20 protein-coding genes are annotated in these 22,345 nt (G+C 71.2%); 12 read left to right on the top strand and 8 right to left on the bottom strand.

What is annotated here, in order from left to right; all coding sequences use genetic code 11:
* Positions 1 to 57 precede the first annotated feature (57 nt).
* Together RM788_RS01110 and RM788_RS01105 are read left to right on the top strand one after the other, a co-directional pair.
* A complete protein-coding gene (locus RM788_RS01110) occupies positions 58 to 1,314 on the top strand; it encodes a cytochrome P450 (protein WP_315929547.1) in 1,257 nt (418 codons plus the stop codon).
* Between the two features lie 84 nt (positions 1,315 to 1,398).
* On the top strand, positions 1,399 to 2,994 hold the full coding sequence (locus RM788_RS01105) for an MDR family MFS transporter (protein ID WP_315929546.1): 1,596 nt from the start codon (positions 1,399 to 1,401) through the stop codon (positions 2,992 to 2,994).
* Here the strand turns inward: RM788_RS01105 and RM788_RS01100 are convergent.
* Complete coding sequence (locus tag RM788_RS01100; RefSeq protein WP_315929545.1) at positions 2,962 to 3,558, bottom strand: TetR/AcrR family transcriptional regulator; 597 nt, start codon at positions 3,556 to 3,558, stop codon at positions 2,962 to 2,964. The genes RM788_RS01105 and RM788_RS01100 overlap by 33 nt on opposite strands.
* An 89-nt stretch (positions 3,559 to 3,647) precedes the next feature.
* Here RM788_RS01100 and RM788_RS01095 point away from each other — a divergent pair, with 89 nt between their 5' ends.
* The 3 genes from RM788_RS01095 (at position 3,648) to RM788_RS01085 (ending at position 7,675) form a co-directional block, all read left to right on the top strand.
* Positions 3,648 to 5,381: an ABC transporter ATP-binding protein gene (locus RM788_RS01095; protein WP_315934955.1), complete on the top strand. Its 1,734-nt coding sequence runs from the start codon at positions 3,648 to 3,650 to the stop codon at positions 5,379 to 5,381.
* Between the two features lie 41 nt (positions 5,382 to 5,422).
* A complete protein-coding gene (locus RM788_RS01090) occupies positions 5,423 to 7,249 on the top strand; it encodes an ABC transporter ATP-binding protein (protein WP_399345342.1) in 1,827 nt (608 codons plus the stop codon).
* Between the two features lie 126 nt (positions 7,250 to 7,375).
* Positions 7,376 to 7,675: a hypothetical protein gene (locus RM788_RS01085; RefSeq protein WP_315929543.1), complete on the top strand. Its 300-nt coding sequence runs from the start codon at positions 7,376 to 7,378 to the stop codon at positions 7,673 to 7,675.
* A 58-nt stretch (positions 7,676 to 7,733) separates the two neighbouring features.
* Here RM788_RS01085 and RM788_RS01080 read toward each other — a convergent pair whose 3' ends face one another.
* Positions 7,734 to 7,967, bottom strand: a complete 234-nt coding sequence (locus RM788_RS01080; RefSeq protein ID WP_315929542.1) for a hypothetical protein — start codon at positions 7,965 to 7,967, stop codon at positions 7,734 to 7,736.
* Positions 7,968 to 8,013: 46 nt separating this feature from the next.
* Between RM788_RS01080 and RM788_RS01075 the strand changes: the two genes are divergently transcribed.
* Positions 8,014 to 8,835: a PE-PGRS family protein gene (locus tag RM788_RS01075; protein WP_315929541.1), complete on the top strand. Its 822-nt coding sequence runs from the start codon at positions 8,014 to 8,016 to the stop codon at positions 8,833 to 8,835.
* A gap of 298 nt (positions 8,836 to 9,133) precedes the next feature.
* Here RM788_RS01075 and RM788_RS01070 read toward each other — a convergent pair whose 3' ends face one another.
* Positions 9,134 to 10,738 (bottom strand): cellulase family glycosylhydrolase, encoded by a 1,605-nt coding sequence (locus RM788_RS01070; protein ID WP_315929540.1) that lies wholly within the window; start codon positions 10,736 to 10,738, stop codon positions 9,134 to 9,136.
* A 181-nt stretch (positions 10,739 to 10,919) separates the two neighbouring features.
* On the opposite strand from RM788_RS01070, the gene RM788_RS01065 reads away from it, so the two are divergent.
* Entirely contained in the window at positions 10,920 to 11,441 is a 522-nt protein-coding gene (locus RM788_RS01065) for a CGNR zinc finger domain-containing protein (RefSeq protein WP_315929539.1), read from the top strand.
* Complete coding sequence (locus RM788_RS01060) at positions 11,438 to 11,971, top strand: GNAT family N-acetyltransferase (protein WP_315929538.1); 534 nt, start codon at positions 11,438 to 11,440, stop codon at positions 11,969 to 11,971. Before RM788_RS01065 ends, RM788_RS01060 begins: the two co-directional genes overlap by 4 nt.
* A gap of 52 nt (positions 11,972 to 12,023) precedes the next feature.
* On the opposite strand, the gene RM788_RS01055 is transcribed toward RM788_RS01060, so the two are convergent.
* A complete protein-coding gene (locus tag RM788_RS01055; RefSeq protein WP_315929537.1) occupies positions 12,024 to 12,845 on the bottom strand; it encodes a peptidoglycan-binding domain-containing protein in 822 nt (273 codons plus the stop codon).
* A 203-nt stretch (positions 12,846 to 13,048) separates the two neighbouring features.
* Between RM788_RS01055 and RM788_RS01050 the strand changes: the two genes are divergently transcribed.
* Positions 13,049 to 13,984 (top strand): alpha/beta hydrolase, encoded by a 936-nt coding sequence (locus tag RM788_RS01050; RefSeq protein ID WP_315929536.1) that lies wholly within the window; start codon positions 13,049 to 13,051, stop codon positions 13,982 to 13,984.
* Between the two features lie 118 nt (positions 13,985 to 14,102).
* A complete protein-coding gene (locus tag RM788_RS01045) occupies positions 14,103 to 17,288 on the top strand; it encodes a family 78 glycoside hydrolase catalytic domain (protein WP_315929535.1) in 3,186 nt (1,061 codons plus the stop codon).
* Positions 17,289 to 17,379: 91 nt separating this feature from the next.
* On the opposite strand, the gene RM788_RS01040 is transcribed toward RM788_RS01045, so the two are convergent.
* From RM788_RS01040 to RM788_RS01030, 3 genes are all read right to left on the bottom strand, one after another.
* Positions 17,380 to 18,630 carry a serine hydrolase domain-containing protein gene (locus RM788_RS01040; protein WP_315929534.1) on the bottom strand — a complete coding sequence of 417 codons (1,251 nt, stop codon included), beginning with the start codon at positions 18,628 to 18,630 and terminating at the stop codon, positions 17,380 to 17,382.
* 166 nt (positions 18,631 to 18,796) lie between these two features.
* Entirely contained in the window at positions 18,797 to 19,480 is a 684-nt protein-coding gene (locus RM788_RS01035; protein ID WP_315929533.1) for a response regulator transcription factor, read from the bottom strand.
* Positions 19,477 to 20,649: a sensor histidine kinase gene (locus tag RM788_RS01030; protein ID WP_315929531.1), complete on the bottom strand. Its 1,173-nt coding sequence runs from the start codon at positions 20,647 to 20,649 to the stop codon at positions 19,477 to 19,479. Before RM788_RS01030 ends, RM788_RS01035 begins: the two co-directional genes overlap by 4 nt.
* Positions 20,650 to 20,725: 76 nt before the next feature.
* Between RM788_RS01030 and RM788_RS01025 the strand changes: the two genes are divergently transcribed.
* Complete coding sequence (locus tag RM788_RS01025) at positions 20,726 to 21,148, top strand: MarR family winged helix-turn-helix transcriptional regulator (protein ID WP_315929530.1); 423 nt, start codon at positions 20,726 to 20,728, stop codon at positions 21,146 to 21,148.
* A gap of 49 nt (positions 21,149 to 21,197) precedes the next feature.
* Here RM788_RS01025 and RM788_RS01020 read toward each other — a convergent pair whose 3' ends face one another.
* Complete coding sequence (locus RM788_RS01020; RefSeq protein WP_315929528.1) at positions 21,198 to 22,133, bottom strand: acetamidase/formamidase family protein; 936 nt, start codon at positions 22,131 to 22,133, stop codon at positions 21,198 to 21,200.
* 57 nt (positions 22,134 to 22,190) lie between these two features.
* Between RM788_RS01020 and RM788_RS01015 the strand changes: the two genes are divergently transcribed.
* On the top strand, positions 22,191 to 22,340 hold the full coding sequence (locus tag RM788_RS01015) for a hypothetical protein (RefSeq protein WP_315929527.1): 150 nt from the start codon (positions 22,191 to 22,193) through the stop codon (positions 22,338 to 22,340).
* Positions 22,341 to 22,345 lie beyond the last annotated feature (5 nt).

Below are 22,345 nucleotides of genomic sequence, written 5' to 3'. Positions count from 1 at the left end.
GCCGCCTCGTCGCGCCCGCGGAATTCGACGATCCCGTTGGAACTTCGAGGAGGAAGCGTGACCGGTGCTGTGAGCGACTCGGCGAACAGGGCAGGCGTTCCGGACTACGACATCTCCAGGCCGGCCGGGTGCCCCCTGGACCCGGCTCCCGCGATGCGGGCCAGGCAGGAGGAGGGCCCGCTGGTGCGGGTTCGCCTGTGGGACGGCAGCACGCCCTGGCTGGTGACCGGGCACGAGGAGCACCGCGCGCTGCTGGGCGACCCCAGGGTCAGCGTCGAACCCATGCGCCCCGGCTGGCCGAAGCTCTCGCCCGGCGAGGCCGCGGCGATCGAGCAGGCGGCGAAGAGCGGGAACGCGCCCGACGTCAGCTTCATCATGATGGACGACCCCGAGCACGCGCGGCTGCGGCGGATGGTCACGTCGTCGTTCACCGTCAAACGCGTGGAAGCCATGCGCGCGCCGACGCAGCAGATCGCCGACGACCTCGTCGACACGATGCTCGCGGGCCCCAAGCCGGTCGACCTCGTCGAGGCGTTCGCGCTGCCCGTGCCGTCGCTGGTGATCTCCAACCTGCTCGGCGTCCCCTACGAGGAGCACGAGTTCTTCCAGGACAACAGCAGGACCATCATCAACCGGAACTCCAGCGTCGAGGACCGCACGGCGGCCCGCCTGCGGTTGGGCGGCTACCTGGACGGCCTGCTGGGCGAGAAGCTCGCCGACCCCGGCGACGACCTGCTCTCCGGGCTCGCCGAACGCGTCAAGGCGGGCGAGCTGTCCCGTGCGACGGCGACCGGGATGGCCGTCCTGATGCTGTTCGCGGGCCACGAGACCACCGCGAACATGATCACGCTCGGCGTGCTGACCCTGCTCCGCAACCCCGACCAGCTCGCCCTACTGCGCGACTCCGACGACCCGAAGCTGGTCGCCTCCGCGGTCGAGGAACTGCTGCGGTACCTGACGATCACCCACGGGGGCCTGCGGCGCGTGGCGCTGGAGGACATCGAGATCGCGGGCCGGGTCATCCGCGCGGGCGAGGGGATCGTGCCGGTCAACGAGACGGCCAACCGCGACCCGTCGGTGTTCCCGGACCCCGACCGGGTGGACATCACCCGCGACGCCCGCCGCCACGTGGCCTTCGGCTTCGGCGTGCACCAGTGCCTGGGACAACCGCTGGCGCGCATGGAGTTGCAGGTCGCCTACACCACCCTGCTGCGCCGAGTCCCCACCCTGGCGCTGGCCGCGGACCTCGAACGGATCCCCTTCAAGCACGACGGGTTCGTCTACGGGGCCTACGAGCTCCCGGTGACCTGGTGACCGCGTCGGCGTGGGGACCGGGGTGAGCCGGCCCGCCCCGTGATCCGCCCGCCCCCACCGTCCGGCACATCCTGGAGTCCCCGCTTGTCGAGCACAACAACTGCGCCGCAGCCCACCGATCGCCGCCAGGTACTGGTGGCGCTCAGCGGACTGCTGATCGCCCTCTTCGTCGCCACGCTGAGCAGCACCGTGGTCTCGACCGCCCTGCCGAAGATGGTCGGCGCCCTGCACGGGTCGCAGATCCAGTACACCTGGATCGTCACCGCGACCCTGCTCACCACGACCGTCACCGTCCCGATCTGGGGCAAGCTCGCCGACCTGTTCAGCAAGAAGACCCTCGTCCAGCTGTCCGTCGCGGTGTTCGTCCTCGGATCGCTGGCGGCCGGGCTGAGCCAGACCGCGGGTCAGCTGATCGCCGCGCGGGCCGTGCAGGGCATCGGCGTGGGCGGGGTGCAGGCGCTCGTCCAGATCGCGATCGGGGCGATGATCCCGCCGCGCGAACGCGGCCGGTACAGCGGCTACCTCAGCAGCGTCACGGCGCTGTCGACCATCGGCGGTCCGCTGCTGGGCGGGTTCATCGTCGACACCTCGTGGCTGGGCTGGCGGTGGTGCTTCTTCGTGGGCATCCCGGTCGCGGCCGTCGCGCTGGTACTGCTGCAGCGGACGCTGCGGCTGCCGGTGATCCGGCTGGGCGACGTGAAGATCGACTACCTCGGGTCGGCGCTGATCGCCGCCGGTGTCAGCACGCTGCTGGTCTGGATCTCCTTCGTCGGCGAGTCGTTCGACTGGGGATCGTGGCAGACCGCGGCGATGGTCGGCTCCGCGCTGGTCCTGCTCGCCGTGGCGATGGTGGTGGAGCGCCGCGCGGCCGACCCCGTCGTGCCGCTCGGCATCGTCCGGCAGCGCACCACCGCGCTGGCGATCGTCGGCAGCCTCGCCGTGGGCACGGCCGTGTTCGCCGCGTCGGTGTTCCTCAGCCAGTACTTCCAGCGCAGCCGGGGCTACACCGCCACCGAGGCGGGCCTGCTCACCGCGCCGATGATGGCCGGGATCCTGGTCTCGTCCATCGTCGCGGGCCGGTGGATCACCAGGACGGGGAAGGTCAAGCCGTTCATCGTCGCCGGGACCGTGCTGCTCGCGGTCGGGTTCGCCGGGCTGGGCACGGTCGACCACGAGAGCTCGCTCGCGCTGATGAGCGCGTCGATGCTGGCGGTGGGCCTCGGCGTCGGCATGACCATGCAGAACTTCGTCCTCGCCGTGCAGAACGCCGTCCCGCTGCGGAGCATGGGCACGGCCAGTTCCACGGTCTCGTTCTTCCGGTCCCTGGGCGGCACGATCGGCGTGACGGTCCTCGGCACGGTGCTGGCCCGCCACGTCGCCGACGGGACCGCCCGCAACCTCGCCGCCGCGGGGCTCCCGCCCTCCGCCGCCGCCGACGGCGGGTCGGCCGCGGCGCGCGAGGCGGTCGCGGTGGCCTTCGGCGACGCCACCGGACTCGTGTTCCTGATCTGCGCCGCGATCTCCGTGCTCAGCGTCGTCGCGGCGGTGCTGCTGAAGCCGATCACCCTGCGCAGCAGGCTCGACATGGCCGACGACCCGCCGCCCGCCGTCGTCGCCGAGGCGCCGGTGGAGATCCCGCCGGACGCCTCAGTCGCGGGCGAGTCCGCGAAGCAGCGGTAGGTAGATCTCGTCGACCAGTGCGGCGATCACCTCGTCCGCGATGGGATCGCCGCTGTGGACGAGTGCTTCGTTGCGGATCAAGGTGAGGGGGAGGAGGCCCGCGAGGCGCGTCATGGCGACGGGAGGGTGCTCACCGCGGTCGACGGCCCGCTGCACGACGGTTTCGACCACGTTGCCGAACGGGGCGTTGCGGAGCCGGTCGCGCAGCAGCCCCGCGACCTCCGGGTGGTGGAAGGCCTCGGTCATGACGCCCGCGATCATCTCGTTCATCATGCCGTCGACGCGGCGGGCGATCTTGGTGAACAGGACGATCAGGTCGCCGCGGAGTTCGCCCGTGTCGGCCGAGGGCTGCCTCATCGGCGCCTGGTTGCCCCACGCCGCGAGCACCAGTTCGGCCCGGTTGGCCCAGCGCCGGTAGATGACCGGTTTGCTCGTCCCGGCGCGCGTGGCGACCGCCTCGATGGTGAACCGGGCGTAGCCCGCGTCGTTCAGCTCCGCCCAGGCGGCTTCCAGGATGGCCTTCTCCAGCTCCGTCCCCCGGCGTCGCGTCCTAGCTTCCGGCACCCTGCCCCTTAAAACACTTGGCGTATCTTGTGGGGGTAGTCTACGGTACCGACTATTAGATACGGCCAGTTTCTTACGTGGGGGCTTCGTTGCTGTACCGCCTGTTGCTCACCTACTTGCGCCCGTACCGGCGCGAACTCTCGATAGTGCTCGTGCTCCAGCTCATCGGCACGGTCGCGTCGCTGTACCTGCCCAGCCTCAACGCCGACATCATCGACTTCGGCGTTGCCAAGGGCGACAGCGGCTACATCGTCTCCACCGGCGGGTGGATGCTCGCCGTCACGCTGGTGCAGATCCTCTGCTCCTGCGGCGCGGTGTACTACGCGTCGCGCAGCGCCATGGCGTTCGGCCGCGACGTGCGGTCGGCGATCTTCCACCGGGTCGGGGAGTTCTCCGCCCGCGAGGTCGCGACCTTCGGCCCGCCGTCGCTGATCACCCGCACCACCAACGACGTGCAGCAGGTGCAGCTGCTGGTGGTGCTGGTCTGCACCATGCTGGTGACCGCGCCGATCATGTGCGTCGCGGGCATCGTGCTGGCGCTCAACGAGGACGCGGGCCTGTCCTGGCTGCTGCTGGTCTGCGTGCCCGTGCTGCTCGTGGCCATCGGGACGATCGTCTCCCGGATGGTCCCGCAGTTCCGGAAGATGCAGGTGCGCATCGACCGGGTCAACCGCGTGCTGCGCGAGCAGCTCACCGGTATCCGGGTGGTGCGCGCGTTCGTCCGCGAGCCCGCCGAGACCCGCCGGTTCGCCGAGGCCAACGCCGACCTCACCGACACCGCGCTGCGCGTCGGCAGGCTCCAGGCGCTCATCTTCCCGACCGTCGTCCTCATCCTCAACGCCTCCAGCGTCGCGGTCCTGTGGTTCGGGGCCCACCAGGTCGACGCGGGGGAGACGCGGATCGGGTCCATGACCGCGTTCCTCAACTACCTGATGCAGATCCTGATGTCGGTGATGATGGCGACGTTCATCTCCACCATGATCCCGCGCGCCGCGGTGTGCGCCGAGCGGATCAACGAGGTGCTGGACACCGAGTCGTCGGTGGTCCCGCCCGCCTCCCCGGTGCGCGAGCTGCCCAAGCGCGCCGAGCTGGAGTTCCGCGGCGCCGGGTTCCGCTACCCCGGCGCGGCCGAGCCCGTGCTGAGCGACATCTCCTTCCGCGTCGCCCCCGGCACGACCACCGCGATCGTCGGCAGCACCGGCGCGGGCAAGACGACGCTGACGTCGCTGATCCCGCGGCTGATCGACGTGACCGACGGCAGCGTCCTGGTCGACGGCGTCGACGTGCGCGAGCTGGACCCGGAGGCGCTGTGGAACCGGGTCGGCCTGGTGCCGCAGCGGCCCTACCTGTTCACCGGCACCGTCGCGAGCAACCTGCGCTACGGCAACCCCGACGCCACCGACGACGACCTGTGGTGGGCGCTGGACATCGCGCAGGCCCGCGACTTCGTCGAGGCCATGCCCGACGGCCTGGAGGCGCCGATCTCCCAGGGCGGCACCAACGTCTCCGGCGGCCAGCGGCAACGGCTGTGCATCGCCCGCGCCCTGGTGCGCCGCCCGGAGATCTACCTGTTCGACGACTCGTTCTCCGCCCTCGACCTGGCCACCGACGCGCGGCTGCGCGCGGCGATGAAGCCGCACATCAAGGAGTCGGCGGTGCTCGTGGTGGCCCAGCGGGTGACCACGGTGCTCGACGCCGACCAGATCATCGTGCTGGACGCCGGCTCCGTCGTCGGCGCGGGCACCCACCGCGAACTGCTCGACTCCTGCCAGACCTACCGGGAGATCGTCCAGTCCCAGCTGACCCCGGAGCAGGCGGCATGAGCGCGACCACGACCACCAGTCCACGCCCGCAGCCGTCCCCGATGGGCGGTCGGGGCATGCCCGGCATGGGCGGCATGCCGGTGGGCAAGGCCAAGAGCTTCGGACCGTCGGCCAAGCGGCTGGCGGCCAGGATGAGCCCGGAGCGGTTCTGGTTCGCCGTCGTCGTCGCGCTCGGCGTCACCAGCGTCGCGTTCGCCGTGGCCGGACCGAAGATCCTGGGGCACGCCACCGACATCATCTTCGACGGCGTCATGGGCCGGGCCCGCGGGATCCCCGGCTCGAGCATCGACTTCGGCGCGCTCGCGGGCGTGCTGCTGTGGGTGCTGGGGCTGTACCTGGTGTCCTCGCTGTTCGGCTGGGCGCAGGGCCGCATCCTCAACGGCGTCGTGCAGCGGGTGGTGTTCAAGCTGCGCGAGGACGTCGAGGCGAAGCTGCACCGGCTGCCGCTGCGCTACTTCGACGGCCAGCCGCGCGGCGAGCTGCTGTCCAGGGCCACCAACGACATCGACAACGTCTCCACCACCGTGCAGCAGACCCTGAGCCAGCTGCTGACGTCGCTGCTGACGGTGATCGGCGTGCTGATCATGATGGTGACGATCTCGCCGCTGCTCGCCCTCATCGCGCTGGCGGTGATCCCGCTGTCGGTGTACGTCACCACGCGGATCGGGAAGCGGTCGCAGAAGCTGTTCATGGAGCAGTGGAAGCAGACCGGCGTCCTCAACGCGCACATCGAGGAGTCGTTCTCCGGGCACCAGGTCGTGAAGGTGTTCGGTCGGCAGAAGGAGTCCGAGGAGGAGTTCCGCACCCGCAACGAGGCCCTGTTCGGCGCGGCGCTGGGCGCCCAGTTCATCTCCGGGCTGATCATGCCCGCGATGATGTTCCTGTCCAACATCAGCTACGTCGTGGTCGCCGTCGTCGGCGGCCTGCGGATCACCTCCGGCTCGATGAGCCTCGGCGAGGTGCAGGCGTTCCTCCAGTACTCGCGCCAGTTCACCCAGCCGCTGACCCAGGTCGCGTCGATGGCGAACCTCATGCAGTCCGGTGTCGCCTCCGCCGAGCGGATCTTCGAGCTGCTCGACGCCGAGGAGCAGTCACCCGACCCCGCGGACGCCTCCCTGCCCGCGGAGCGGCGTGGCCGGGTGGAGTTCGACGACGTCAGCTTCTCCTACCTGCCCGAGCAGCCGCTGATCGAACACCTCTCGCTGGTCGCCGAACCCGGCCAGACCGTCGCGATCGTCGGCCCCACCGGCGCGGGCAAGACCACGCTGGTCAACCTGGTCATGCGGTTCTACGAGCTCGACGCCGGCCGGATCACGCTCGACGGCGTCGACATCACCCGGCTGCGCCGCGAGGACCTGCGGTCGCAGATCGGCATGGTGTTGCAGGACACCTGGCTGTTCGGCGGCACGATCCGCGACAACATCGCCTACGGCAGGCCCGACGCGACGGAGGAGCAGATCCTCGACGCGGCCAGGGCGACGTTCGTGGACCGGTTCGTCCGCACCCTGCCCGACGGGTACGACACGGTCATCGACGAGGAGGGCACCAACGTCAGCGCGGGCGAGAAGCAGCTGCTGACGATCGCCCGCGCGTTCCTCGCGAGCCCGTCGCTGCTGATCCTGGACGAGGCCACCAGCTCCGTGGACACCCGCACGGAGTCCTTGGTGCAGCACGCCATGGCGGCCCTGCGCTCCTCGCGCACGAGCTTCGTCATCGCGCACCGGTTGTCCACGATCCGCGACGCCGACCTCATCCTGGTGATGGAGTCGGGCCGGATCGTCGAGCAGGGCACGCACGACGAGCTGCTGGAGGCCGACGGCGCCTACCACCGGCTGTACTCGGCCCAGTTCGCGGCCAGCACGACCTGAGGTCCACGCCGGTGCCCCTTCACGCCAGGACGGGTGAGGGGGCACCGGCGCGTCCGGGGCGGGCGAGTACACCTCGACCCTGACCGGTCAGGAATCGAGAAGCACGCGTCCCCGGCCGTGCCTAGCGTGACCTTCGACAAGAGCGCCGCCGCCATCCTGGCGGATCGCCACGGGCGCTCGTCCTCGGAGGAGATCATCGTGAACTGGAACAAGCGGATCAGGCAGTTCCACCGCTGGGTGTCGATCGCCTTCACAGTGACCGTCATCGCCGCTTTCATCGCACTGGCGCAGGAGGAACCCGCGGTCTGGGTGTCCTACCTGCCGCTGTTGCCGCTGGCCCTGTTGCTGTTCACCGGTCTGTACCTGTTCGCGCTGCCCTACACCGCGAAGTGGCGCGGTCGCCGTTCCGCCGCTCGGGAGGCTTGATCCGCATTCGACCGGGACGGATTCGATGACGGTGCGCGGTCGCGGCGCGGCGGTGCACTCACACGGGTGAAGTCGCGGTTCGAAACTGCTTGCAGGGATGTTTTTCCGGGTTCGCGGACGTATAAAGGAAACCTGTCCGAATCGCGCCCCGCCGAACAATTCCGATCACGATCGGACGGCACGGGGTCGTGATGTCGATCGCGTCGCTGGTGCAATCCGGCGGCGTATCACCCCCATTCCGGAAGAATTCCGTCGCATCCGGTCGGACAGCTATTTGCTTGAGCGCGTTCACGAAATGTGCGCTCCTGCTGATCCCACCTCATCAAGGAGGAAGGCCGATGACCGAGACAAGAGAGCCCGTCGTGCTGCCCGGCGACGGGATCGACGACCACGGGTTCCCGTCGAGTCCGGACGTGGAGGTCTCGATCGGGTTCGAGACCGCGGAGAAGACCATCACCGTCCCGGCGGGCACGGCGTTCGCCCTCGTCCGCGTCGTCGGCGCCCAGGGCGGCTACGGGAACGACAACTCGGGCGCGCCCGGCCGGGGTGGGACCGTCCAGGCGAGGATCGCGGTGACCGCGGGCGAGTCGCTGACCGCCGTCGTCGGTGAGCATCCGGGCGGCCGGGGCGGCTCGGGGTTCAACAGCGGGGGCAACGGCGGGGCCGGTCGATCGGCGTTGGGCCGGGACGGGGGAGCCGGGGGCGGTTCCAGCGCGTTGTGCCGCGGCGGCACACCCCTGCTGGTCGCCGGTGGTGGTGGAGGCGCCGGAGGTGGAGCGCCGACCGCGGACGGCGGCCGGGGCGGTTCCGGCGCCGCGTCACCCGGTTCGGGCACCGAGGGGCACGGCCCCAACGGCGGTGACGGCGGAGTCGGCGGCGGTGCCGGCGGCACCCGGGGAGGGCGCGGTGGGGACGCGGCCGACGACGGGTTCACCACGGCGGGTGGTGGTGGCGGAGGCGGCGGCGGCTACAACGGCGGCAGCGACCCCGAAACCGGCGGTGGCGCCGGTGGTCACGCGGGGGAGACCGCGGGTGCCGGCGGCGGAGGAGGGGCAGGCGCTTCCTACATCCGACAGGGAGCGACCGAGACCGCGTTCGGCACCTTCAGCAAGACCGGGAACGGGAAGGTCGACATCCTCAAGTGGATACCGGCCGGATGAGCGGCGATTCCCGTCGGTGAACGCCATCGGGCATTTCCCGTACGCGGGGAAATGAACCGAACAAGACCTTTGAGCGACCTGGGGTGATTCCGGTGGGCATCGCGATCGATTTCCCCATTCGGTCGCCACCGGTTTTCGGTTTCCCGGTGATCGGCCGGTGCCTTTCGGTCGGATGATCGACCACCTGGGATCGCGGTGCCTTTCGGCAATCCGACGGCGGGGTCGGGCCGCTCGTGGGGGCGGCCCGACCCGGCGCGTCCTGCACTCCGGCCGCGGTCGCCCGCGGCCGGAGATCGGGTCAGGTGCAGGCGGACGCGTTCAGCTTCACGGTCGCCGGCGCTCCCGTGGTCCCGTTCGCGGTGAAGCCGAGCGCCACCGACGCGCCCGCTCCGAGCGACGGGGCGTGCGACGGGGCGGTGGCGGTGACCGTGGTGCCGGACTGGGTGAACGTGCCGTTCCAGCCGCTGCCGATGGTCGTGCCCGCCAGCAGGGTGAAGGTGACCTGCCACGGGTTCGCCGCGGTGGTGCCGCGGTTGGTGACGGTCAGCGAACCCTGGAAGCCGCCCTGCCACGAGTTGTCCAGCTTCCACACCGACGTGCACGCCCCCGTGCCGCCGCCACCGGTCGTGGTGGTGGTGGTCGTCGTGGTCGTGGGGTTGGTGCCGCCCCCGGTGGGCGGGATCAGGTACGGCTGGAGGATGGACTGCTTGGCCTGGTTGACCGTGGTCCAGTCGTCGCCGACGATGCCGCCGGTGTCACCGGAGTTCGGGTTCCACGACCAGTAGGTGAACGACATGCCGTTGACGCCGGTCCCGGTGTAGGCCATGAGCTTCTCCAGCCACACCTTGTCGACCGGGTTGGCCAGGGTGGTGCCGAACTCGCCCATCATGATCGGGGCGATGTTCTGCTTGTAGAGGTAACCCCAGTAGTGGTCCCAGATCGCGGGCATGTTGGCCGGGTAGTCCGGCGCGCTGAACCACGGCTGGTTGTAGACCGAGGTGGCGTACTCGTGCGGTGAGTACACCAGGCGGTTGGCCACGTTCAGCCGCACCGGGAACTCGCCCGCCTTGGACAGGTTGCCGCCCCACCAGCCGCAGTCCTCGTCGTTGGTCGGGTCGTTGTCCCAGACGTTCGACAGGCCGCCGCTCGGGCAGCTCACGCCCTCGACGAAGATCAGCCAGTTCGGCTGCACGGCCAGGATCGCGTTGCCCGCGCGTTCGGCGGCCAGCCGCCAGTCGCGCGCGGTGTCGCCGCAGCCCCAGCACGACCCCGCCGCGGCCGGGTTGGTGCCCTCGGCGTGCGGCTCGTTGTGCAGGTCCGCGCCGACGACGGTGGTGTTGCCCGTGTACCGCTGGGCCAGCGCCTTCCAGTTGGTGATCCAGGTGGTCTCCGGGACGCCCGCCGTGTACCAGAGGGCGGACTGGCCCGCGCTGGTCGGCCGGTGGCGGTCGAGGATGACCCGCATCCCCTTCTGCCCGACGTAGTCGATCACCTTGTCCAGGATCTGCAACGGCGACAGCCCGACCAGGTCGGGGTTGGTGAAGTCGTTGATCCCGGTGGCCTTGGCGTCGGACTTGAGCGCGTCGTCGGAGAACGGGACGCGCAGCGTGTTGTAGCCCAGCTGCGCCATCTGGTCGAGCTGCTGGCGCCAGGTCCGGCTCGCCCACAGGCCGTGGAAGGTCTTGTTGTCGGTCTCCATCCCGAACCAGTTGATACCGGTCAGGCGGACCGTCGCGCCGGTGCTGTCGATGATCTTGTTGCCGCTGGTGTGCAGGTACCCGGTGCCCGTGCCGCCCGCCGCGGCGGTGGCCGTCACCTGGCTCGCCGTCCCCAGGACGACCACCCCGCCCACGGCCACCGCTGCCGCCAACAGCGCGCCGAAGATCCTTCTCCGTTGCCGCATTCGCTCTCCTTTGAGGATGGTCGCAACGTTTCTGGGAGCGCTCCCAGAAAGAGAGTAGTGATGGTCGACGTGCTGTCAAGGACGGGTGTTTCGCCTGGTACGAGTGGTGGAACGACCGCTTGGGCCATTCGGCGTGGAAAACCGCTGGCTGACGGTTGAAGGCGCGGTCTACCGTCAGTCCATGGAGTTCCCGATCCTCGGTACCGAACCGCTCCCGGTGGAATTGGCCAACACCGTCCACGGGGCCGATGACTTCCTCGGCACCGCGGAGTGGGCGGGGGAGTGGTTCGCGCTGATGGGCCAGGCGCCGGTGGACGCCGGGCGGGCGCGCAAGCTGCGCGACAGCGTCCGACGGCTGTTCACCGCGGTCGTCGAGGGCATCGCGCCCGACCGCGCGGACATCGCGGTCGTCAACGGCTTCGCCACCCCGACCCGCCTGGAGCTGGACTGGTCGGCGGGCGGCCCCGCGTCCCGGTGGCGCGACACGACGCTGGGCGGCACGGCGGTCCTCGGCCGGATCGCCACCCGCGCCATCGAACTGCTCGCCGGACCGGAGGCGCTGCGGCGCTGCACCGCGCCGGGCTGCTCGATGTTCTACGTCCGCGACCACCCGCGCAGGCGCTGGTGCAACCCGTCCTGCGGCCACCGCGACCGCCAGGCCCGCTACTACCGCCGCCACCGGCGCCCGGAGGTGTCCCCGTGATCACGTGGCGAAGACTCGCCGAGGCCGACTTCCCGCTGCTGCGCCGGTGGCTGCTCGAACCGCACGTCGCGCGCTGGTGGAACCACGAGACCACACCGGAGGCCGTCGAACGCGACTTCGGCCCCGCGACCAGGGGCGAGGAGCCGTCGGAGGACCTGCTGGTCTTCCTCGACGGCACGCCGTTCGCCTTCGTCCAGCGCTGCCGCTTCGGCGCCTACCCCGAGTACATCGCCGAACTGGCCCCGGTCCTCGAGGTCGACGGGGAGTGCGTCAGCGTCGACTACCTGATCGGCGACCCGACGCTCGTCGGCCTCGGTCTCGGCCCGCGCGTCATCGCCGCGATCGTGGCGGCGACCTGGACCGACTACCCGGACGCGCCGTCCGTCGTCGTGCCCGTGTCCGCGGCGAACCGCGCTTCCTGGCGGGCGCTGGAGAAGGCCGGGCTGAGCCGCGTGGCCGAGGGTGAACTGGAACCGGACAACCCGATCGACGACCGCGACCACGTCGTGTACCGGATCGACCGGCCGTGAACACCGAACGGGGTGCGTCCCCCAAGACGCGCCCTGTTCGCTCACGCGGTCATCAGCTGCGCTGGAACTCTTCCCACGTCTGCTTCGGGGTGACGGCGGGGCCGTCGTCCGCAGCGTGGTTGGCCAAGCCGTTGAAGCCTAGGTAGTAATCGCCCGACTGGTGCTGGGCCTGGGTGGACTGGTCGGGATCGGCCAGTGCCACGGCGTGGATGTGGAAGGGCCAGTCACCCTGCGAGGGGGTCCGGACCCAGGCGGCGAAGCCGACCTCGCGGAGTTCGCGGGCGATGGTCGTGCGGGTCGCCGCGGTCATGCCGTCGACCGAGATGTCCAGCACGCCGCCGCCGTCGTGGGTCCCGGCCGAGGTCGGGTCCCCGCCGGGGTTGTACGAACCCTGGCTGACGGTGAGGCTGCGGCCGAGAGCGCCTTCCGCGGCGATCAGCATCGCCTTGGTGCGGGCGTTCATCAGACCACCGTGGTAGGTGATCTTGGCGCCCGCGGTGACGACGTGGTCGACGGTGTACCGCGCGTCGCCCAGCGACTTCAGCGAGGTCGGCCCCGGCAGTCCGGAGGCGTCGATCCCGGTGTAGCCCAACGACCGCTGGTAGGCGGCGTAGGCGCTGATGGTGCTGGTGCCGAAGTGCCCGTCGACGTACTGGGCGTCGAGCAGTCCCTTGGCGGCCAGCGCCCGTTCGACGCCCAGCACGCTGTCCTTGCTACCCGGCGTGAGGGCGGTGTCCGGCCTCCGCGGGTCGATCTGCGCGGCCTTCAGCACCGCTTCCATGTTGACCAGTGGCAACGCCGCGGCCTGCGCGGGTGTGGCCACCGACAGGGAAGCGGCGACCGCGGCCGCCAACGCGATGATCTTCGTGAACAATTACTACTCCCATGGTGGAGTCGGGTGGTTCTTGACCGCGACCAGTGAAGCGGTCGCGTGCTCACACGGCAAGGACACCGAAGTGGTTGTCTTCGGGCCGACATCCGCCACCACGCGGGTACGGCCGAACCACCCTTCGCCCTCCACCCCGGCCTCTCTAGGGTGAGCGCCTTGTCCGGAACGACGACCACATCGGCGGGACCATGCGGCAGATCGACATGACGGCCACGGCCGACGACGGGCTGGAGCTGGCGGGCACGCTCGCGCTGCCCGACGGGCCGGGACCGCACCCGGCGGTGCTGGTGCTCCAGGGCTCGGGTCCGGTGGACCGCGACTCCAAGGTGGGCCGGATCCGCCTCGGGCTGGGACCGGAGCTGGCCGAGATGCTGGCCAGGCACGGGATCGCGTCGCTGCGCTACGACCGGCGCGGTGTCGGCGCGACGCCCGGCGACTGGCTGGCCAGCGGCTTCACCGACAACGTCGCCGACGCCGACGCGGCACTGCGCGCGCTCGGTGCACGACCGGAGGTCCGGGCCGACATGATCGGCGTCGTGGGGCACAGCGAGGGCGCGGTGCACGCGATGCGGCTCGGCGCGAGCACCCGCGTCGGCGCCATCGTCCTGCTGGCCGGATTCGCCCAGCCCGGCGAGGAGTCCCTGCGCTGGCAAGGACGCCACCTCGTCCGCAACCTCCCCAAGCCGCTCCGGCCGCTGGTGCGCCGGATCGCCCTGTGGCACCTGGCCCGGATCAAGGCGACCACGACCGACGTGGCGCGCCTCGGCGGCCGCAGGCTCAACGCCCGCTGGCACCGGGAGCTGCTGGCCCACGACCCGCGCGCCGACCTCGTGGCGATCGACGCCCCGGTGCTCGCGATCACCGGCGACAAGGACGTCCAGGTCGACCCCGACGACCTCGACGAGATCGCCCGGCTGGTCCCCGGCGAGGTCGAGGTCCGCCGGATCCCCGACCTGACCCACGTCCTGCGTCGCGACCCCGGCAAGCCGACCGTGCGCAACTACGGCCGCCAGCTGAAGCGGCCGGTGGACGCCGAGCTGCTGGAGGACGTGGCCGCGTGGCTGGGCGGCAGGCTCGGCACCGCCGAGACCGGTGTGGACACAACCGGACACAGATCGGCCTGACGATTGACGGCGCGGCCGGCGGGCCACCAACCTGGATCGAGGACGCCGCCGCGCGCTCCCTGCACCAGTCGTGGGCGGTCGAGAAGTACGACGCGGTGCCCTCCTGATCGGGGCTTCGATGAAGCGACTGCTGGCCGCTGTGCTCCTGCTGCTGGTGGGGGTGGTGCCCACCGCGTCGGCACAGGCACCGCACCTGACCGTGGCGGGCTTGCAGGCCGACCACACCACCACCCCGCTCGGCATCGACGACCGGCAGCCCGGCCTGAGCTGGCGGCTGGACTCGCCGGTCGCCAACGAGCGGCAGACGGCCTACCGGATCCTGGTGGCGAGCACCCCGGACCTGCTGGTGCCGGGGCGGGCGGACGTGTGGGACAGCGGCGTCGTGATGTCGGGCGAGTCCGTCGGCGTCGCCTACGGCGGCCCGGCGTTGCGGTCGCGGCAGCGCTACCACTGGACGGTCCAAGCCGTCGACGCGCAGGGGAAGTCCTCGCCGTGGGCGGCACCGACCTGGTGGGAGACGGGCCTGCTCGACGCCGCCGACTGGCGGGGCGCGCGCTGGATCAGCCCGGACACCACCGGGCAGGGCTCGTGGTCGGACTTCACCGCCGACGTCGACTTCACGATCAGGCGCGGCGCCGCGAGCCTGCTGCTGCGCGCCCAGGGCCAGGACGACTTCTACCTGTGGCAGGTGAACTCCCAGGTCACGCCGGGCAAGGTGCTGCTGCGCCCGCACCTGGCGCGCGGCGGGGCCTACAGCCACCTCGTGCCGGACGTCGACGTCAGTGCCGTGGTGACACCGGGGACCGTGAACTCGCCGCACCACCTGCGGGTCGAGGCCCACGGCGCCACGATGACCACGTGGATCGACGGCACGCTGGTCAACACCCTGACCGACACGACGTTGACCACCGGCACCGTCGGGTTCCGGGTCGGCGACTCCGGCGAGGACGCCGTCTACGACAACCTCGCCGTGCGCGGTCCGGACGGGACGTCGCTGTTCTCCGACGACTTCGCCACCGACCCCGACCCCGCGTTCCCGCAGACCCCGATCACCGACGGCCGGCTGCACCCCGGAGGTGGTGTCGTGCTGCTGAGCCGCGAACCCGCCGCACCCCTGCTGCGCCAGGACTTCACCCTCACCAAGCCCGTCGCACGGGCGCGCGCCTACGTGGACGGGCTCGGGCTCTACGAGCTGCGCCTCAACGGCCACAAGGTCGGCGACCGCGTGCTCACTCCGGCCAACACCCCTTACCAGCAGCGGAGTCTGTACGCGACCTACGACATCACCGCCGACGTGCGGGCGGGCGCGAACGCGGTGGGGATGTGGCTGGGCAACGGCTACGGCTCGCGCTTCAGCCCGTACGGCTTCCGCTGGCTGGGCCCCGAGCAGGCGATCGCGCTCGTCGAGGTGACCTACACCGACGGCACCACCCAGACCGTCACCACCGGCGACGGCTGGACGTGGTCGAGCGGCCCCGTCATCGCCGACGACCTCTACCACGGCGAGACCTACGACGCCCGGCTGGAGCGGCCTGGGTGGGACCAGCCGGGGTGGACGGGCGGGAACCGGGTCAGGACGGTCGACGCGCCGACCGCGACGCTGACCGCCGACGACCTCACGCCGATGCGGGTCGTGCAGACCCTGCGGCCGGTGCGGCTGACCCAGCCGAGTCCCGGCGTGTGGATCTACGACCTCGGGCAGAACATCGCGGGCTGGCAACAACTCCGCGTCCAGGGCCCGAGCGGCACGACCGTCCGGATGCGCACCGCGGAGGAACTCGGCGCCGACGGGAACCTGGACACGACCACCAATCGGTCCGCCGCGTCCACCGACCGGTTCACCCTCGCGGGTGCGGGGGAGGTGGAGACCTACGAGCCGCGCTTCACCTACCACGGCTTCCGCTACCTGGAGGTCACCGGATTCCCCGGCACGCCGACCCTCGACTCCATCAGCGGCCGGGTCGTGCACGCCGACGTGCCGTCCACCGGCGCGTTCAGCTCCTCGGACCCGCTGTTGAACCGGATCTGGGAGATCAACCGCTGGGGCATCCTGAACAACTCGATGAGCCTGCCCACCGACAACCCGGTGCGCGACGAGCGGACGCCGCCGGGCATGGACGTGCAGGCCTACCACGACGCCTCCACCCGCGAGTTCGGCATGGACCGCTTCTACGCCAACTACCTGCTCGACATGCCGCCCGGCACCGCGCTGCCCAACGACGGACCCAACAACCAGAACCCGGACATGGGCGGCAACCAGGTCCCGCTGGCGTGGACGCTCTACGAGCAGTACGGCGACAAGGCGACCCTCGCCCGGCACTACCCGGCGATGAAGGCGTTCGTGGACACCAACGCCTCGGTGCCCGGCCACATCTGGCCCGCCAACCGCGGGTTCGGCGACTGGTGCCCGCCGGTCTACGGGCCGGAGGTCGGCGACGGCCGCGGCGGCCCCGGCGTCGGGTCGTGCACCAGCGAGGTGTCGCTGGTGAACACGGCGCTGTCCTACCGCCAGGCCGTCGACGTCGGCCTGGCGGCGGACGCCCTCGGCCATCCAGAGGACGCCGCCCACTTCCGGACGCTCGCCGCGGACATCAAGACCGCGTTCAACTCCGCGTTCCTCAACTCCGCGCGCGACGGCTACGGCAGCGGACGGCAGACCACCAGCATCCTGCCGCTGGCTTTCGGCCTGGTGCCGGACAACGACGTCAGGGCCGTCGGCGACCGGCTGGTGCGCACGATCACGACCACGAACACCGGTCACCTGGACACCGGCATCTTCGGCACCCGGTTCCTGGTCGACGCGCTGGCGCGGATCGGCCGGGTCGACGTCGCGATGACCGTGCTGGGGCAGCGGACCTATCCGGGGTTCGGCTACGAGATCGACCAGGGCGCGACGAGCCCGTGGGAGGAGTGGACCTACTTCTCCGGCATGGAAACCCACGACCACGCCATGTTCGCCGGGATCAACGCCTCCTTCTACACCGTCCTGGGCGGCATCACGCCGACCGGCGCCGGGTACTCGGCGATCTCCATCGCGCCGAAGGTGCCGCCGGGGCTGGAGCACGTGTGCGCCACCCAGGACACCGTGCGCGGTGAGGTGGAGTCCTGCTGGACGCAGACCGGACGGACGTTCGAGCTCAAGGTGACCGTCCCGGTCGGCAGCAGGGCCACGGTGACCGTGCCCCTGTTCGGCGGGAAGTCCGCACGGGCCGTGCGCGGCGCCGAGCTGGTCGGTGTCCAGGACGGCGCCGCGGTGTACTCCGCGGGTTCCGGCGACTGGACCTTCACGGCGGCCAAGGCCTGACCGGGGCGCGCGGATCACCCTGCGGTCAACCGTTTCCGGCTCCCACGGGGGCCGGCCACCCCGCCGGATGACGGGGTGGCCGAGGGCGGGGTCAGCTGTTCGGGACGGGCTTGCCCAGCATCGCGCAGATGGCCGCGTCGACGAGTTCCGCCTCGGCGGCGTTCGCCTCGGGGGAGACCACGAGGCCGAAGTGGGTGGTGCTCAGGACCGACACGGTCCGCCGCCCGGTCCCGTCGGTGTAGTTGTCGCTGCGGTAGCCCGGCAGGGCGCCGTCGTGGCCCCAGACCGTGCCGCACGGCGAGCGGTACTCGTCCACGCCCAGCCCGTAGCGGTGGTCCGGTCCCTCGGACGGCACGGTGGCGCGCATCTCGGCGAGCAGCCGCGCGGGGAAGAGGCCGCCGGACATCAGCGCCTTGTCGAACCTGGCCCAGTCGGCCGCGGTGGAGACGATCGCGGCCGCCGCCCGGCCCCACGACTGGTCGATCGCGGTCGTGTCGACGTGCTCGTCGTCGGCCGGGCCGACGAAGCCCCAGCCCTCCGGCAGGCCGAGCGGCTCGGTGATGGGCCGCAGGTGGGCGGCGTCGGGCTCGTAGCCGTGGGCCAGCGGGGCGGTGCCGCGACGCGGGGCGGCACTGGTCGCGATGTAGGTGTCCCGCATTCCGAGCGGGCCCGCGACGCGCTGCTGGACGAGGTCGGCGAAGGTGCGGCCGGTGGCCTTCTCCAGCACCATGCCGAGCGCGACGTAACCGGGGTTGCTGTAGGACCAGGTCCCACCCGGCGCGCCCACCGGCGGCAGGTCCGTGCCCAGCGCCAGCACCTCCTCCGCGGTCGTCGTGCTCGTGTCGTGGCCGGTCATGAGGTTCAGCGACTTGGCGGTGTAGGCCGAGTCGGCCAGTCCGCCGGTGTGGTTCAGCAGCATTCGCAGGGTGATGGCCCCGCCGTTGGGCACCACGCCCGGCAGCCACCGCTCGACGGTGTCGTCGAGGCGCAGCCGGTGCTCGCCCACCAGTTGCAGCACCAGCGCCGCGGTGACCGTCTTGGTGTTCGAGGCCATCCGGAACGCGTCGCCCGCGCGGAGCACGTGGTCGGAGGTGTTCCACGGGCCCTGCCGGACGACGTTCACCACCGCTCCCCGGCCGTTGTCGACCCGGACGACGACGCCGGGGACACCGGCGGCGACGGCCCGCTCGGCCACGGCCTCCAACGCCCTGGTCCGCGACCGCTCCGCGGTGGCCGAGGTGTCCGCGACGGCGGCCAACGGGCAGGCCGCGGCGACGGTCAACACCAGTGCGGTGACCGCTGCCGGGCGCCGACCCGAGCGGCGGGTGGTCTTCGCGGTCATGTGCGTTTCTCCTTGTCCCGGTGCCGGTGGCGGTGTGCCCCGGCAATGGGGAGAACGCTATGAGCGGGATGGCCGCGGGCACGTCACCCCGTGGTGAGCCGATCTTTGGCTCACGTGGGGGATGGCGCTCGGTCGCGCGCGCTGCCGGTGGAGCAGGGGTTCCCGGCTACCGCGCGTCCGGGGTGGCGAGCCCGATCCGGTAGGCGAAGACGACGGCCTGGACGCGGTCGCGCAGGCCCAGCTTCGCGAAGACGCGCGAGACGTAGGTCTTGATCGTCTCGCGGCCGAGGAACAGGGCCTCCGCGATCTCGGGGTTCGACAGCCCCGCCGCGATCAGCCGGAGCACCTCGACCTCGCGCGCGGTCAGGTCCGCGAGCGCCTGCTCGATCCGCTTGTCCGCGCCGCTGTCGTCGTCGCGGATCCGCGCGCCGAACCGGCCGATCAGACCGCGGGTGACCTCGGGCGCCAGCAGCGCGTTGCCCGCGGCGACGGTGCGCACCCCGGCGATCATCTCCTCGGGAGGGGTGTCCTTGAGCAGGAACCCGCTGGCACCCGCGCGCAGCGCCTCGAAGACGTACTCGTCGAGGTTGAACGTCGTCACCACCAGCACGCGCACGCGCTCGGCGGCCTCCGGTCCCGCGATCCGCCGGGTGGCCTCGATGCCGTCGAGCAACGGCATCCGGATGTCCATGATCACCACGTCGGGGCGCAGCCGCCGGGCCTGTTCCACCGCCTCGACGCCGTTCGCCGCCTCGCCGACGATCTCGAAGTCGGGCTGGGAGGACAGGATCGTCGTGTAGCCGAGGCGCACCAACGCCTGGTCGTCGCACACCAGCACCCGCGTGCTCACGTGGCCTCCGGACCGAGCGGCAGCCTCGCGCGCACCACGAAACCGCCGTCCTCGGTGTGCCGCGTGGTCAGCTCGCCACCGGCCAGGCGCACCCGCTCGCGCAACCCGGTCAGCCCGCGGCCCGGCGTCGACGAGGTGACCGCGTCGGCGGCGCCCTCCGTCGTCACCTCGACCGAGAGTTCGTCGGCGTAGGAGACCCGGACGGTGGTCCGGCGGCGCGGCGCGTGCTTCAGGGCGTTGGTGAGCGCTTCCTGCACGACCCGGTGGGCGGCCAGTGCGACCACACCCTCCACCTCCGGAGGTGCGCCCTCCTCGACGAGGTCGACGGGCTGCCCGGTGAGCCGGGTCCGCTCGACGAGTTCGCCGAACCCGCCCGCGGTCGGCGTGCGAGGGGCGTCGTGACCGGGGTTGAGGACACCCAGCAGCTCACGCAGGTCGCCCAGCGCGCGCCGCCCGGTCCCGCCGATCGCCTCCAGCCCGGTGTCGACCTTCGCCCGGTCGCCTGCCGGGACGTACCGCATCGCGTCGGCCTGCATCACCATCGCCGTCACGTGGTGGGTCACCACGTCGTGCAGTTCGCGGGCGATGCGCTCGCGCTCCTCGCGCATGGCCGCCTCCAGGTCGAGGTGCCTGCGCCGCTCCTGTTCGTCGAACCTGGTGCGCGCCCATGCCCCCAGCAGCCAGCACCCGACGGGCAGGGCCGCGTACTCGACGTACTCCGCCGGCCGTGTGGGCGCGCCGAGCGCGATCAGGGCGACCGAGAGGGCGCCGTACCCGGCGAGCCAGACCGCCGCGGTGGTCCGCCGGTGGCGGACCTGGTGGACGCCCGCGCCGAAGAGGGCGACGTACAGGGCGATCGTGGCGAGCGTGGGGCGGAAGCCCAGGCACTGGTAGGCGGAGAAGGCGGCGGAGACGAGCAGCAGGGACGTCGCGGGCGCGCGGTGGCGGAGCAGGAGTGGCAGGGCGTGGGCGAGGACGAGTGCCATGGCCAGCGGGCCGAACGGGCGTTGCGGGTCGGGCCAGCCGAGCCACGTGCCCTTGTCGGCGATGCCGGGGGTGAAGGCGAGGACGACCACGGCCGCGGTGATCAGCGCGTCGCGGCTGTCGGGGGGAAGTGCCCGCAGGTGGTCCACCGCACGGCGTGCTCTGTTGGTGGCCGCCCCGCGCATGATCGGGAGTATAGGGATCCCCGATGGGGGGTCGCGCTTATATAAGTATGCTGAGAAAGGCGTCTACACTCGGCTGGTGACGAGAACGCATCAGCAGATCGGACTGTCGGTGAAGCGGCTCCAGGCCCGCCACCACCGGATGGCGAACGCGCGGTTGGCTTCGCTGGACATCAGCCTTGTGCAGTGGGACGCGTTGCGGCACCTGGCGGCGAACCCGGAGGCCAGTCTGCATGATCTGGCCCAGTTGACGTTCCAGACCGATCAGTCGTTCGGTGCGCTTGCGTCGCGGATGGTGGAGAGGGGGTTGATCGAGAGGGTGCCGGGGCCGGGGAGGGCGATTCGGCATCGGTTGACGGAGAAGGGGGATGAGTTGAGGGTCGCCGGGGCGGGGTTGATGGATGAAGTGTTGGAGGAGTCGTTCAAGGGGTTGACGGCGGAGGAGTTGCAGACGTTCGGGCGGTTGTTGGCGGTGTTGTTGGAGTCGACGGCTGAGGTGTAGAGGTGGCCGCCGTGCCGGGTCTTGGGGTGCGGACGGGTTCGCCCGGTGGTCAGGTGCCGGTGATCCGCACGGCGTCGTGCGCCAGTACGGCGTGGACGCCCCAGGTGACGTTGGCGACCTGGGTGATCCTCAGGTCCACCACGGAGCTGGCCAGTGCCAGTGCTGAGCCTTTTTCCAGTTTGTAGAGGTCCTGCATCCAGCACAGCATCGCGTCCAGTGCGTCGGCCATGGCGATGTCCAGGTCGGGGTCGAAGCCGAAGGTGATCCGTCCGGTCGGTGTCACGGCGTGGACGCCGGGGATCGGGGGATCGGTGAGCAGGTCCAGTACCACCTCGGTGGTCATCGGGCATTCGATGGCGGTGCCCGCCACCTCGCCGTCGCCCTGTGCGGCGTGGCCGTCGCCGAGGTGGAGCAGGGCGTCGGGGACGGTGATCGGCAGGTACAGCGTGGATCCGGCGGTGAGTTCGCGGCAGTCCATGTTGCCCGCGCCCACCGTTCTCGGCGGGATCGTCGAGTGCGGGCCCGGTTCGGGCGGTGGTACGCCCATGACGCCGAGGAAGGGGGCGGTCCGCACGGTGTGGCCGAGTTGGTTGGTGGCGGTTCCGGCGTCGGCGTCGATGTCCCACAGCAGCCAGGTGGGCGGCTGGTCCGCCAGACCCAGTCTTCGGGTCAGCGCGTTGTCCTTGCCTGCGGCGTCGGTCCAGCCCCAGTCGTCCGGGCGCAGTGAGACGACGTGGACGGCGAGCACCTGACCCGGTTCGGCGCCGCGCACGGCGATCGGGCCGGTCAGGCAGTGGCCGCGCCGCTCCTGGAACATCCTCGGCCGTTCCTCGCCGGGGGTGCGCTGGCGTTCGAGCCTGCCTCCCGCGTCCAGGGACCGCACGACGACGGTGTCACCGGGGTCGACGGTCAGCGCGGGCGGTGTGTCGCGGTCGAACACGTCGATCGCGGTTCCCGGTCCGGGCTCCAGCACGTGGCGGCTCACACCGACTCCTCTTCCTCGTGACTGCTGCCAGCCAACCACGCGGAGATCGCCGCCGCCGTGGCCGCGCGGAGCGGTGTCCACGCGACGGACACCGCCGCCGACCACTATTTCCCCGCCTGGTCCGCGCCTTCAGCGCACCCCGCCGACGACCACTACCTGGCGCGGAACGCGCACCTGCTCGAACTGATCGCCGACTCGCGGGCGTGACGGGT

It is taken from the genome of Umezawaea sp. Da 62-37, from assembly GCF_032460545.1.
In the GTDB taxonomy this organism is placed as follows: Bacteria; Actinomycetota; Actinomycetes; order Mycobacteriales; family Pseudonocardiaceae; genus Umezawaea.
This window is presented reverse-complemented; position numbering and strand designations above follow the sequence as displayed.

Excerpts from the sequence above, each read along its gene's own strand:
- RM788_RS01065 (WP_315929539.1), top strand. The coding sequence starts at position 10,920 with ATGGAGTTCCCGATCCTCGGTACCGAACCGCTCCCGGTGGAATTGGCC.
- RM788_RS01075 (WP_315929541.1), top strand. The coding sequence starts at position 8,014 with ATGACCGAGACAAGAGAGCCCGTCGTGCTGCCCGGCGACGGGATCGAC.
- RM788_RS01030 (WP_315929531.1), bottom strand. The coding sequence starts at position 20,649 with ATGCGCGGGGCGGCCACCAACAGAGCACGCCGTGCGGTGGACCACCTG.
- RM788_RS01090 (WP_399345342.1), top strand. The coding sequence starts at position 5,423 with ATGGGCGGTCGGGGCATGCCCGGCATGGGCGGCATGCCGGTGGGCAAG.
- RM788_RS01050 (WP_315929536.1), top strand. The coding sequence starts at position 13,049 with ATGCGGCAGATCGACATGACGGCCACGGCCGACGACGGGCTGGAGCTG.
- RM788_RS01040 (WP_315929534.1), bottom strand. The coding sequence starts at position 18,630 with ATGACCGCGAAGACCACCCGCCGCTCGGGTCGGCGCCCGGCAGCGGTC.
- RM788_RS01045 (WP_315929535.1), top strand. The coding sequence starts at position 14,103 with ATGAAGCGACTGCTGGCCGCTGTGCTCCTGCTGCTGGTGGGGGTGGTG.
- RM788_RS01070 (WP_315929540.1), bottom strand. The coding sequence starts at position 10,738 with ATGCGGCAACGGAGAAGGATCTTCGGCGCGCTGTTGGCGGCAGCGGTG.